The following is a 13,217-nucleotide window of genomic DNA, read 5'->3' as shown; positions in this document are numbered from 1 at the left end:
AGGCCCACAGATGTATGACACCCCCGAGGAGCTGACAGGCCGCCTGCGCCGGGCCATCGTGACCGGGCAGGGCGATGGCTCCTCGGATTTCGACCTCAACCCTGAGTTCGAGTTGCCACCGGGGCGCAAGCTGCGCCCAGCGGGAGTTCTGGTGCCGATCTCTCTGGTTGGGTCTAAGCCACACCTGATCCTGACGAAACGCTCCTCTGCGCTGAAACACCATCCGGGCCAGATCGCCTTTCCCGGCGGCAAGGTGGACGAGGGCGACCGGGATGTGACCCACGCCGCCCTGCGTGAAGCCTGGGAGGAAATCGGCCTGCCGCAGGACCTGCCAGAAGTGATCGGCCATCTGCCGACCCATGAGACCGTCACCAGCTTTCAGGTGACCCCGGTGGTGGCCGTTCTGCGCTCCGAGTTCGAGATCCGTCCAGAGGCGGGAGAAGTGGATGAGGTCTTTTCTGTGCCGCTGTCCCACGTGCTTGATCCTCGAAATTATATTGTCGAATCCCGCCGCTGGCGGGGGACACGGCGCCGGTACTACACCGTGCCTTTTGGCCCCTATTACATCTGGGGTGCCACTGCACGAATGCTGCGCCAGTTCGCGGATCGGATGGGGGCGTGATGCGGATCGACCAGCCCTGGCTTTCTGCACCAGAGACTCAAGCCGTTTTTGCGGCCCTGACAGCCGATGGAGCGGACGCCTTTGTTGTGGGGGGCTGCGTGCGCAATGCGCTTCTGGGGGTGGCTGTTTCAGATATAGACATCGCGACTAATGCAACGCCTGAGACTGTGCTTGACCTGGCAAAGAAGGCCGGGATCCGCGCGGTTCCAACCGGGATCGAGCATGGCACCGTTACCCTGATCGAAGGCGGTATCCCGCATGAGGTCACCACCTTTCGCAAGGATGTCGCCACCGATGGCCGCCGCGCGGTCGTGGCTTTTGCAACCGACATTGCCGAGGATGCCGCGCGGCGCGATTTTACGGTGAACGCGCTCTATGCGCGCCCAGATGGCAGTATTGTCGACCCGCTGGGCGGCATGCAGGATCTGAAAGCGCGTCGCATCCGTTTCATTGGCACTGCCCAAGACCGTATCCGAGAGGATTACTTGCGTTCGCTGCGCTATTTCCGCTTTCATGCCTGGTATGGGGATCAGGAGGCAGGTTTTGACCCAGATGCCTTGGCGGCGATCGCGGCCAATTTGGATGGGCTGGAACGGCTCTCACGTGAACGTGTAGGGGCCGAGCTGCTGAAACTCCTTGGCGCGCCCGACCCGGCACCCGCGATTTCCGTGATGCGGCAGACTGGGGTATTGGGGCAGATCCTGCCGGGGTCCGAGGACCGCGCGCTGGCGCCGCTGATCCATCTCGAGGAGGAGGCCGGTCTGAAACCTGATCCGATCCGGCGTCTGGCGAGCATCAGTGGCGGTGCGGATCTGCAAGGCGCCCTGAGACTCAGCAAGGAACAGGTGCGCAAGCTGGATCGTATTTATGAGGCCGCGACGGGTACGATGGGTGCGGGCGAGCTAGGCTATCGTCTTGGGGCAGAGCAGGGGTGCGATGCGCTGCTGCTGCGCGCGGCGCTGATGGAGCAACCGCTTGAGACTGCGGCTCTGGAAGAGGTGGGCCAAGGGGCGTCCCAGACCCTCCCGGTGGCGGCGCGGGATCTGATGCCGGACCTGAGCGGCGCTGCGCTAGGCGCTGCACTAAAACGGCTGGAGGCTGAGTGGATCGCATCGGATTTTGCCCTTGATCGCAGGGCGCTTTTGAATCTGCTGAGTGACTGAGGAACCGCAAAGTTACATATTGAGACATCAAGGGGTGACAAAGCCGATTTGCACCGGAATCCCTGTGTCCGAACGAAAAGCTCCGGGAGGAATGCGCATGTATTACGGGATCTGGTACAGCTAACGCCGATACCGCCCGTTTGTCAGGGGCCCTTCGGCACCCCTCTGATGACGCATGTTTTGCATTTTGAATTCGCTCAATGACTTGGAGCACCCGCCATGTTTCGTTTCTTCGAAAACCTCATTGATCCTTATTGCGACTATCCTGAGACGGACACGCCTCCGACCCGGCTGTGGCCGTTTTTGCGCGACTATGCGCAGCCCTTCAAACGTATATTTGTTCTTACCGGCCTGATGTCCGTTGTGGTGGCCGCGATCGAAATCGGGCTGATCTATTATATGGGCCGGGTGGTGGATCTGCTTGGCGGATCCCCCGCGCAGGTCTGGCAGGATCACGGGAGCGAGCTGATCATCGTGGCCCTGTTAATCCTGTTCATTCGGCCCGCCTTGCAGCTGGTGGACGTGCTCCTTCTGAATAACGCGATACTGCCCAATTTTGGCACGCTCATCCGCTGGCGGGCGCATCGCCACGTGCTGCGCCAGTCGGTCAGCTGGTTCGAGAACGATTTCGCCGGACGCATCGCCAACCGGATCATGCAGACGCCCCCCGCGGCAGGTGAAGTGGTGTTTCAGGTCTTTGACGCCATCACCTTTGCGCTGGCCTATCTGGTAGGGGCGGGCATCCTGCTGCTTGCTGCCGATGCGCGGCTGATGCTGCCACTGGCGATTTGGTTTGCGCTTTATGCCCTGCTGGTGCGCTGGACGATCCTGCGCGTGGGACCGGCTTCCGAGGCGGCTTCGGATGCGCGTTCGACCGTGACGGGGCGGGTGGTGGATAGCTACTCCAACATCCACTCGGTTAAGATGTTCGCCCATAACAGCCGCGAGCTCAGTTATGCGAAAGAAGCGATCGAGGATGCGCGTACCACCTTCCAGGCCGAGATGCGGATCTTCACCGTTATGGACGCGGTGCTGGTGGTTTTGAATGGGCTTCTTATCGTCGGCGTTGTCGGCTGGGCCTTCCTGTTGTGGATGCAGGGCGCGGCTTCGGTCGGGGTGGTGGCGGCCGCGACGGCGCTTACGCTGCGGCTCAATGCCATGACGGGTTGGATAATGTGGGCGCTCACATCCTTTTTCCGCCAGCTTGGCGTTGTCGCCGAGGGCATGCGCACCATTGCCCAGCCTATTGATCTGGTGGATCGCCCGGATGCGCAGCCTTTGCAATTGACCAATGGCGAGATCGAGTTGCGGGACTTGTCGCACCACTATGGTCGCGCGGCCGGCGGGCTGGATGCCATCAGCCTGACCATTCACCCCGGCGAAAAGATCGGCCTGATCGGGCGCTCGGGTGCGGGGAAGTCGACCCTCGTTAAGCTGCTTCTGCGGTTCTACGATCCGGACAGGGGCCAGATCCTGATCGATGGGCAGGACATCGCAGGCGTTGCACAGGATAGCTTGCGCAGCCATATTGGCATGGTTCAGCAGGACAGCGCGCTTTTGCATCGTTCGGTGCGGGAGAACCTCCTTTACGGGCGTCCCGGTGCCAGTGAAGCGGAGATGATCGCCGCCGCGCGTCAGGCCGAGGCACATGACTTCATCCTGGACCTTGAGGATCCGCAGGGCCGAAGGGGCTATGATGCCCATGTGGGCGAGCGCGGTGTGAAACTGTCCGGAGGGCAGCGCCAGCGGATCACCCTTGCAAGGGTCATCCTGAAAGATGCGCCGATCCTCTTGCTGGACGAGGCCACCTCAGCGCTCGATTCCGAGGTCGAGGCTGCGATACAGAAGACCCTATACGGGATGATGGAGGGCAAGACGGTGATCGCCATTGCCCATCGCTTGTCCACCATCGCCCAGATGGACCGGATCCTGGTGCTGGATCAGGGCCGAATCGTCGAAGAAGGCAGCCATGACGCGCTTTTGCAAAAAGATGGCCTATATGCTCAGTTCTGGGCGCGCCAGTCGGGCGGGTTCCTAAATGCAGAGGCGACAGAGCAATGCTGAAATCCTTTCTTGACCGGCGGCTGGATCCATTTCGCCCTGCCTCTGGCCCGCCACCGAACACTCTTGTGGCCTTCACGCGCTGGGCGCTGGCGGGGGCTTGGCCGGTGCTGGGAATATTTGTGATCCTGTCGATCCTTGCTGGGGGGATGGATACGCTCAACGCCTTCCTTCTGGGTTATATCATCGACACGGCGGTGGAGGCGGGACCGGAGGCGTTCTTCACGCAGCACATGCCGGTGGTTATTGCCTTTGTCGCATTCTTCCTGCTGTTGCGCCCGGCGATCCTGGGGCTTGGAGCCTTTGCCAATTCGGTTCTGGTACAGCCCTTTATCTCTCCGCTGATCCTGTCGCGGCTCAACACCTGGGTTTTGGGCCAGTCGGTCAGCTATTTCGACGACGATTTCGCAGGCCGTATCGCGCAAAAGCAGATGCAGACTGCCAACGCTATGACACAGGTCGCTGTCGAAGGGATCAACGTGGTGATCTTTGGCCTTGCGGCCCTTGCCAGCACCTTTGTCCTTCTGGGTTCCATCGACTGGCGGATCACCCTTTTGTTTGCGGTCTGGCTGATCGGCTATTTCGCCCTGATCCGTTATTTCCTGCCGCGCATCAGGCAGCGCTCGGGCAAGATGGCGGGCGCGCGGGCGATGGTCTCGGGGCAGGTGGTCGACACGATCACCAATATCAAGACGGTGAAGCTGTTCGCCCATGCCGGCAATGAAGAGGAAAGCGCCAAGGGCGCCATGGCCGGTTATCGCGAGGCACGGCTGCATCTTGGCACGCTGTCCGCGAGTTTCCGGTTCTTCCTGATGGGCTGCGCCGGGATTCTGCCGGTTATGATGATCGGCGCTTCACTGATGCTATGGCAGGCGGGGCAGGCCACCGAAGGCGATATCGTCGCTGCAGGAACCATCGCGATCCGGCTTGCTCAGATGACCGGCTGGCTGAGCTTTGCATTGATGGGGATCTACGCCAACGTGGGTGAGGTCGAAAACGGCATCAAGACGCTGGCCCGCTTTGACCGGATCACCGATGCTGACGATGCGCGCGATCTCACCGTGCGCGAAGGGCAGGTGACATTTGATGGCGTCGACTTCTCCTATGGTCGTGACATCGGCGGTGTGCGCAGCGTCGATCTGACCATCCACCCCGGTGAAAAACTGGGCATCGTGGGCGCTTCGGGCGCGGGGAAATCCACATTGGTTTCGCTGCTCCTACGCCTTTACGACCCTGAAGGCGGGCGCGTGCTGATCGACGATCAGGATGTGGCCCATGTGACGCAGGACAGTTTGCGGCGCCAGATCGGTATGGTCACGCAGGAAACCGCCATGTTCAACCGCTCAGCGCGTGAGAACATCCTTTATGGACGCCCGGATGCGACCGAGGAAGAGCTGATCGCAGCGGCGAAAAAGGCCGAGGCGCATGAGTTCATCCAGGACCTTGCCGATGGGCAGGGGCGCAGCGGCTATGACGCGCATCTTGGGGAGCGGGGCGTCAAGCTTTCGGGTGGGCAGCGCCAGCGGATCGCCCTGGCCCGCGCCATTCTGAAAGACGCGCCTATTCTGGTGCTGGACGAGGCGACCTCGGCGCTGGATTCTGAGGTTGAGGCTTCGATCCAGACCGCGCTGGAACGGGTGATGGAGGGCAAAACGGTTCTGGCCATCGCACACCGGCTGTCCACCCTCAGCGAGATGGACCGGATCATCGTCATGGATCAGGGCGAGATGGTCGAGAGCGGGAGCCATGAAGAGCTTTTGGCGCTGGGCGGGCGCTATGCCCAGTTCTGGGCGCGCCAGTCCGGTGGCTTTATCGGGACGGATGAACAGACACCCGAGGCGGCTGAGTAAGTCAAAAGCCGGTTGATTTGCGAGCTTTGTCCCTTTTGCAAAGGACAGGTGCAGTCTATCTAGACCCCATGACAGACGCAGCCAGAACCACAGCCACGATCCTGCGCCTTGGCGCGCAGGGAGACGGGATCGCCGACGGTCCGCTTTTCGCCGCCCGTACCCTGCCGGGTGAGGTCATCAGCGGCGTGGCGAGCGGCAGCCAACTGACCGACATCCGTATCGAAACGCCCTCTGATGCGCGGGTGCAGGCACCTTGCCGCCACTATAAATCCTGTGGTGGCTGCCAATTGCAGCATGCCAGTGACGACTATGTCGCCGATTGGAAGGTCGATGTGGTGCGCAACGCGCTGCGGGCGCAGGGGCTCGAGGCGGAGTTTCGCCCGATCCACACATCACCTCCGCGCAGCCGCCGCCGCGCCACCCTGACCGTGCGCCGCACCAAGAAGGGCGCGATGGCGGGCTTTCACGGGCGCGCATCGGATGTGATCACCCCGATCCCCGATTGTCACCTGCTGGATGCCGTGCTGATCAAGGCGATCCCCTTCGCTGAGGAACTCGCCATGGCTGGTGCCAGCCGCAAGACGCCCCTGTCGGTGACGCTGACCACCTCCGAGGTGGGGCTTGATGTCAGGGTACGCGATGGCAAGCCGCTGGATGGCCCCCTGCGGGTGGAGCTGGCGCGGATCGCCTGGCAGAACGGCGTTGCGCGCCTCACCTGGGCGGACGAGCAGGTGGCGATGGAGCAGCCACCGGTGCAGGCCTTTGGTGCGGCCCGCGTCTGCCCGCCGCCGGGTGCCTTTCTGCAGGCCACCAAGGATGGTGAAGCGGCCTTGCTCGCGGCGGTACGGGAAATCACCAAAGGCGCCAAGCGCATCGTCGATCTTTTTGCGGGCTGCGGCACCTTTGCGCTGCCGCTTGCCAAAGACGCCGAAGTGCATGCGGTCGAGGGCGAGCGCGCGATGATCGCCGCGCTTGATTCGGGCTGGCGGCAGGCGCAAGGCCTCAAGAAGGTCACCAGCGAGGTGCGTGATCTCTTCCGAAACCCGCTTTTGCCGGAAGACCTCAATCCCTTTGGCGCCCACTTCGAGGCCGCAGTGATCGACCCGCCCCGCGCCGGTGGTGAGGCGCAGGTGGCCGAGCTTTCTCGGGCGCGCACGCCAGTGATTGCCTATGTATCCTGCAATCCGGTGACCTTTGCCCGCGATGCCAAGGTACTGGTGGATGCGGGCTACCGGCTCAACTGGGTGCAGGTGGTTGACCAGTTCCGCTGGTCCGCCCATACGGAACTTGCTGCCAGTTTCACCCTTCCTTCCTGATTGCCAAACGCACGTGGAGTGACAACCGTAATGGATACCCTTCGCAAGATCCTTGATAGCGCTCGTTTCAGCCGCTTTATCACGGCGGTCATTCTGGTCAACGCCGTGACGCTGGGGATGGAGACCTCACCGGCGATCATGGACCGGATCGGTCCTTTGGTTCTGATGATCGATAAGATCTGCCTCTCGATCTTTGTGGCGGAAATCCTTTCTAAGCTTATCGTCTCGCGACACCGTTTTTTCCTCAGCGGCTGGAACATCTTCGATTTCGTGATCGTCGGCATTGCGTTGCTTCCGGCTGGACAGGGCCTTTCGGTCTTGCGGGCACTCAGAATTTTGCGCGTGTTGCGAGTCATCTCTGTCGCGCCGCGCCTGCGCCGGGTGGTTGAAGGCTTTATCACCGCGCTGCCTGGTATGGGCTCAGTTTTTCTGCTGATGGCGATCATTTTCTACATCGGCGCAGTCATGGCGACGAAACTGTTTGGGAACAGTTTCCCGGAATGGTTCGGAAACCTTGGCCTAAGCGCCTACTCCCTGTTCCAGATCATGACCTTGGAAAGCTGGTCCATGGGGATCGTGCGCCCTGTGATGGATGTCTACCCCTATGCCTGGGCCTTCTTCGTGCCCTTCATCATGGTCACCACCTTTGCTGTGGTGAACCTACTGGTGGGTCTCATCGTCAACTCGATGCAGGATGCCCATGCCGAGGAAGACAACGAACGTACCGACGCCTATCGCGATCAGGTGCTATCCCGGCTTGAGGCCATCGAGCGACGCCTTGCGGGAACCGCGAGCGCGGGGGCAGAGCAGACGAAGAAGTGATTTTGCCGAAGCCGTGAATCAGTGTATTTTCGATCGAAACAAACACAAAGAGCGGGCAGAAAATGGACAGGCGGCAATTCGGGATTGGGGCAGCATCCTCTTTGGCTTTGGCCGGATGCAGCCAGGCCGACAGCAAGTTCAAGGCGTATAATGGACCTGAAGTGACCTCGATCGTGGTCAACAAGGGCGCGCGCAAGATGTACCTTCTGAACAATGAGGAGGTGCTGCGTTCATATGATGTGGATCTGGGCTTTGCTCCGGTCGGACCAAAGCGGGTCGAAGGCGACGGGAAAACGCCGGAAGGCACCTATCTGATCGACCGGCGCAATCCCAACAGCAGCTTTCACCTGTCAGTCGGAATCTCTTACCCGAACTCGACCGATGTGGCGCTGGCCCAGTCGATGGGTAAAAAGCCTGGTGGAGAGATCTTTATCCATGGGGAGCCGAACGACCACAAGGACCGCAAGCGCGCGCTGCGTGTGCGTGACTGGACCGCAGGCTGTATTGCCGTGAAGAACCACGAGATCGAAGAGGTCTATGCGATGGTCAGAACCGGCACCCTCATCACGCTGCGCGCCTGATAGGGCTGTTTGATCATCAGTCTGTGGGTGTGCCCGGTTCCTGTTCCCGGGTCATGCAGACCGCGCAGGCCTGGGCGTCACCCGCCCATCACCAGCGTCCACCACAGCTTGCCATTCGGCTCCTGGAACCAGGAAAAGCCCATGTTCGTGGCTTTTGGGTCAAGAATGACAGCGCGGGTGCCGCGATCTTCCATCCAGGCGGTCAGGGTCTGCAGCTCATTCTCGTAGGTTTCCGAGATCGCTTCGCCCAAAAGGGTGCCCGGATACCCGGTTCGTGCCACCCGATCCAGCGGCGAGGAGCCGTCCGATCCAAAGTGCCAGGGACGGTTCTGCACTGACATGTCACGAGAATGCGTCGCGGCGGCGGCGTTCAACTGGGCGTTCAACTGAACAGCTGGAGCGCCTGCTGCTTGCCGCAGAGCGTTGATCGAGTCGAGCATGCGAACCTGAACCTTGTCGGCGTTGCGAATGCGATAGACCTGTCCGCTTCCTTCGCCGCTGTGCGGAACGGGAGTGCAGGCAGCGGCAAGGGTTACGAGGGCAGCGGCCAGGATCAGAAATACGCGCGTCATTGGGCTTCTCGTTCAAGTCACGGTGACCTTGCACTTAGCGTCCCTGTGGCACAGGTGCAAACCTGTCGGGCTCAATCGGCGGATCCTAGGGGTGGTTTGATTTGCGACTGAGGCTTTCCAGCCATATTATGTGGCTGATCTAGTTTTATGTGCAGGACCGAATTCCATGACACGTCGCTTGTTTGATACCCCCTCCCGGCGCCAATTTCTGGCCGGTTCCGCCGCGCTGGTGTCAGCGCCAGCCTTCGCCGAGGAAATGGCGGAAGACGCTGAGGTCGCTTATGATCCTTTGCGTCCGCCTCCAGAACCTGAACCCCCTGTAAAGCGCAACATCTCATCCTTTCGGGCCAAAAACTGGCGCCCCTATTTTGACACTCTGCGCAACGGGGCGATCCTGGTCGATATCGACAGCCGCGCGCTGCACTACTGGTCCGAGGACGAATCGGTCTACCGGCTGTTCCCCTCATCTGTTCCCTTGTCGGATGATCTGACCCGGCGTGGCCGCACCAAGGTTGTTCGAAAGGTAGACGGGCCAAGCTGGGCACCGACTCCGAACATGCTTAAGCGTAACCCGGAATGGCCAAAGTTTATCCCGCCGGGTCCGGATAACCCTCTTGGGTCACACGCATTGTACCTCTCGTGGAAGTATTACCGCATCCACGGGACCCATGATACGCGCAAAATCGGGCGAAAATCCTCCAACGGCTGTATCGGCCTGTATAATGAACATATCGCCCAGCTGTTCGAGATGACCAAGGTAGGCACTCAAGTGTTGCTTATTTGACGACATTTCGGCGCCTGCGCGGCCAACTTCGGAAACAAGCATTTGCATTCCCGCAAGTTAGCTGTTTAGAAAAAAACACGAGATATGTCTTGGGTGCGTTGGGTATAGGTATGCCCGGCGCGAATTCTGGAGGTTAACATGAAAAAACTCGTTATCGCTGCTGCTCTGACTGCTGCTGCTTCCACCGCTTCTGCCGGCAACCTGGCAGAGCCCGTCATCGAAGCACCGGTGATCGTTGAGCAGGCCGAAAGCTCGTCTTCCGGCATCCTGCTGCCGCTGCTGCTGCTGGTTCTGGTTGGCGCAGCTGTCGCAAGCAACTAATTGCTTCGTTAGAAAATTTAAAAAGGCGGTGGGTTTTCACCGCCTTTTTTATTTGCCTGTTTTTTGCCTGGGTGTCTTTGCGGCCCCTGTTAGGAGGCCGCAATCTCGTTCAGGATCAGATCCAGCGTCGCAACGATCATCTCCACGTCCTCGGCATCAATGGTCAGAGGCGGGCGGATCTTGAGGATATTGTCCTTGGGACCTTCGCTGCCGATCAGGATCCGGTGATCGCGCATCCGGTTCTTGATGTAGGAACAGACCTCGGTGGCCTCTGAGCCATCATCGCGGATCAGCTCCACCCCCAGGAATAGTCCCATCCCGCGCACATCGCCCACACTGGCGTGTTTCTCCTCCAACTGCCGCAGGCCCGCCATGAGCCGCGCGCCCATGGCTCTGGCGTTCTCCTGCAGCCCCTCATCATCGACGATGTCCAGCACCTCCTTGCCGATGCGGCACGAGAGGGTGGAGCCGCCGAAGGTCGAGAAAAACTCCGGACCCTTGGCGAAACTCTCGGCAATGGCGCGGGTGGTGACCAGCACCCCCAGGGGATGTCCGTTGCCGATGGGTTTGCCCATGACCACGATATCGGGCAGCGCGCCTTGGTGTTCGAAACCAAAGTAATAGTCACCAAGGCGCCCCAGCCCTGTCTGAACCTCGTCTGCAATGCAGACACCGCCCGCGGCGCGGATCTTTTCATAGACGGCTGGCAGGTACCCCTTGGGCGGGATGATCTGACCGCCGACCGAGGGGAAGGTCTCGGCGATGAAACCGGCCAGCCCGTGTCCCTTGTCCTTTAGACGGGCAATGGCCGGGTCAACCAGGTCTGCAAATTTCTGCGCGCGATCCGGGTCATCGCGTTTGAAACTGCCCCTGTAATCGTCTGCGACCTCGACGAGTTCGACCCAGTCTGATTGACCGATGCCGCCCTGTGCGTTGAACTTGTAGGCGGAGATGTCGATCACCCCGGTGGTATTGCCGTGATAGCCATGATCCGGCGTCACCATCCCCTTTCCGCCGGTATGGGCTCGGGCAAGGCGCAGGGCCAGCTCGTTCGCTTCGGTGCCCGAGTTGACGAAAAAGCAGACCTCGAAGGGGTCCGGTAGTTTCGACAGCACTTTTTCCGCGAAAGCCACCTGCGCGGGGTGCAGATAGCGGGTGTTGGAGTTCATCCGCTTCAGCTGATCCGCTGCCACCGCCTGAATGCGCGGATGTGCGTGGCCGACGTGGGGTACGTTGTTGTAGGCATCCAGATAGGGCCTGCCCCATTCGTCGAACAGATGGTGCTTCCATCCGCGCAGCAGCATCACCGGATCCGAATAGGTCAGGCGCAGGTTTTCCCCGAAATGAGCGCGTCGCGCGTTCAGAATCTCGCCCTTGTCGGCAGGTCGGTAGCAGGTCTTCTCGTCCGGCAGGTTCATCAGCGCCGCCGGGTTGGGGCAGATCGCGTGCCAGAGGTACATCTCGTCCGGATCCCCCACACCGGGCCAGTCGGCCTCGATCCCGTCGGTGGTCATGGCAAGCTGGAAATGCACATGCGGTGCCCAGCCGCCGTTCTGCGTCGGATCGCCTAGACGGCAGAAGGCTTCGCCCCTTTCCACGGTATCACCGGGTTTCAGGCGGTTGCAGCACTCCGGGTCCAGATGTCCATAGAGAGTATAGAAACTGTCGCCAGCCGGGGTTTCATGGCGCAGGATGATGGTGCCGCCATAATCGAGGTGATGTGCGCGGTTCTCGACGATGAAGACCTCGCCCGCTAGCGGCGCATATAGGGGCGCTCCTGCAGGAGCGAACCCATCCACGCCCAGATGCACCGTGCGACGATTGCTGGCCTTCCAGCGCCCCTTGCGGAAGGCGGGCGCGGTGTAGATCAGCCGGGGTTCGTTGTAATAGCCAAGCCAGATGCCGCTGCCGTATTCCTCGCTCACGCGTGCGGCTTCAGCGAGGGGCATGTCAAAGGGGTTCAGCGGCCAAGTGGAGTTTTCGACCGAAAGCGATCCCATTGGGGTCTCGCTCAGATCCGTGCCCATCAGCGGGGCGAAATTGCCGCGCTCCGCATCAAGCCACGCCAGAACCCGGTCAGCGCCGTCGACCACGGGCAGGCCGCAGGCGGCGCGCAGGCGGGCGTTGACCAGCTTGCTGTTCAGGTCATGGCCTTCCAGGAACCGCCAGGCAGGCGCCTGAGAGATGGTCACGTAAGGGTCATCCGGGTTTTCAGCGGCCATCAGGGTGGAATTTACCACCGAGACTGCCAGCCGCATCCGCAGCAATGGCCAGACCATGTCCACCTCTGCCGGGGTCAGCGGATTGGCGGCGTGATAGCCCGCCACAAGGGCGGCAAGGGCGGCTTCGGGTTCGGGGTGGTCCAGCACGATATAGGCCGCCGCAATCGCCAGATCGCAGACACGCGGCGCGTTGCACATATCGCCAAGATCGATAAGGCCGGACACCCGGCGCGGCTCGCTCAGGTTGCCCGCGACGATGATGTTGTAGCCATTGGCATCATTGTGGATGGCCTGTGCTGGCAGCTGTGTCAGGGCCGGAAGCAGGTCGGAAAACTTGGCACTGATCTCTTCCAACAGGGAGCCGCGCGCCGGATCGGTGATGCAGTCCAGTTCATCTGCAATCCAACCTGCCTGCATGAGGTTCCATTTGAAATCGCGTTCAAGACCTGAGTGCTGGAAATCCGCCAAGGCCTTGCCCATGCGGCCCAGAACCGCGCCCACCTCGTGGATGAGGGCCGCGCTTTTGGGGGCAGCCTTGGCATAGCAGCGACCGGGGAGTTCGTTGATCACCCAGACCAAGCGTTTGGCGCCACTTTCGTCGGCGATGGACAGCATCGCAGCGCCATCGCTGCTGCGGATCACGCGGGGGCAGGGCAGGTCAGGTGCGGCATTGACGACATGTTCGAACGCTTTAACCTGCAGATCGACCAGCTCTTCCGGACATCCTGGACGCATTGCCTTGACGATATAGCCAGCGCCATCCGCCGTGCGCGCAAGGAAGTTCAGATCATACTCCCCATCAAGGCGCGTCAGCTCTGCCTCGATCCCCCAATGCGCCGCCAAGGCAGCTGCCCAATGTCTGTTCGTCATCAAATCCCCCGACAAGCTTATTCGTATATTGGA

Annotated in this window: 11 protein-coding genes; 9 read left to right on the top strand and 2 right to left on the bottom strand. The window is 60.9% G+C overall.

Annotated elements, in window-relative coordinates; genetic code table 11:
* Positions 1-10 precede the first annotated feature (10 nt).
* From INS80_RS06140 to INS80_RS06110, 7 genes are all read left to right on the top strand, one after another.
* Positions 11-622 (top strand): CoA pyrophosphatase, encoded by a 612-nt coding sequence (locus INS80_RS06140; RefSeq protein WP_192964794.1) that lies wholly within the window; start codon positions 11-13, stop codon positions 620-622.
* The gene (locus INS80_RS06135) at positions 622-1,785 is read left to right on the top strand and encodes a CCA tRNA nucleotidyltransferase (protein ID WP_192964793.1); all 1,164 of its coding nucleotides are present in this window, start codon (positions 622-624) and stop codon (positions 1,783-1,785) included. The genes INS80_RS06140 and INS80_RS06135 overlap by 1 nt, the downstream gene beginning before the upstream one ends.
* A 219-nt stretch (positions 1,786-2,004) precedes the next feature.
* Positions 2,005-3,849 (top strand): ABC transporter ATP-binding protein, encoded by a 1,845-nt coding sequence (locus tag INS80_RS06130; RefSeq protein ID WP_192964792.1) that lies wholly within the window; start codon positions 2,005-2,007, stop codon positions 3,847-3,849.
* A complete protein-coding gene (locus INS80_RS06125; RefSeq protein WP_192964791.1) occupies positions 3,843-5,696 on the top strand; it encodes an ABC transporter ATP-binding protein in 1,854 nt (617 codons plus the stop codon). The genes INS80_RS06130 and INS80_RS06125 overlap by 7 nt, the downstream gene beginning before the upstream one ends.
* Positions 5,697-5,764: 68 nt before the next feature.
* Positions 5,765-7,012 (top strand): class I SAM-dependent RNA methyltransferase, encoded by a 1,248-nt coding sequence (locus INS80_RS06120; protein ID WP_192964790.1) that lies wholly within the window; start codon positions 5,765-5,767, stop codon positions 7,010-7,012.
* Between the two features lie 30 nt (positions 7,013-7,042).
* Positions 7,043-7,834, top strand: a complete 792-nt coding sequence (locus INS80_RS06115) for an ion transporter (protein WP_192964789.1) — start codon at positions 7,043-7,045, stop codon at positions 7,832-7,834.
* Positions 7,835-7,896: 62 nt separating this feature from the next.
* Positions 7,897-8,415 (top strand): L,D-transpeptidase family protein, encoded by a 519-nt coding sequence (locus INS80_RS06110; RefSeq protein ID WP_192964788.1) that lies wholly within the window; start codon positions 7,897-7,899, stop codon positions 8,413-8,415.
* A gap of 77 nt (positions 8,416-8,492) precedes the next feature.
* Here the strand turns inward: INS80_RS06110 and dalA are convergent, their stop codons facing one another.
* On the bottom strand, positions 8,493-8,987 hold the full coding sequence (gene dalA / locus INS80_RS06105; protein ID WP_192964787.1) for a divisome-associated lipoprotein DalA: 495 nt from the start codon (positions 8,985-8,987) through the stop codon (positions 8,493-8,495).
* 166 nt (positions 8,988-9,153) lie between these two features.
* On the opposite strand from dalA, the gene INS80_RS06100 reads away from it, so the two are divergent.
* Positions 9,154-9,771 carry a L,D-transpeptidase gene (locus tag INS80_RS06100; RefSeq protein ID WP_192964786.1) on the top strand — a complete coding sequence of 206 codons (618 nt, stop codon included), beginning with the start codon at positions 9,154-9,156 and terminating at the stop codon, positions 9,769-9,771.
* 138 nt (positions 9,772-9,909) lie between these two features.
* Positions 9,910-10,092 (top strand): hypothetical protein, encoded by a 183-nt coding sequence (locus tag INS80_RS06095; RefSeq protein ID WP_065272066.1) that lies wholly within the window; start codon positions 9,910-9,912, stop codon positions 10,090-10,092.
* Between the two features lie 89 nt (positions 10,093-10,181).
* Here INS80_RS06095 and INS80_RS06090 read toward each other — a convergent pair whose 3' ends face one another.
* Positions 10,182-13,184, bottom strand: coding sequence for an aminotransferase class III-fold pyridoxal phosphate-dependent enzyme (locus tag INS80_RS06090; RefSeq protein WP_192964785.1), 3,003 nt, complete (start codon positions 13,182-13,184; stop codon positions 10,182-10,184).
* Between the last annotated feature and the right edge of the window lie 33 nt (positions 13,185-13,217).

Origin of the sequence: Phycobacter azelaicus, assembly GCF_014884385.1 — a bacterium.
GTDB lineage: Bacteria > Pseudomonadota > Alphaproteobacteria > Rhodobacterales > Rhodobacteraceae > Phycobacter > Phycobacter azelaicus.
The sequence above is the reverse complement of the archived record's forward strand: the minus strand, read 5'-3'. Positions and strand labels throughout refer to the sequence as shown.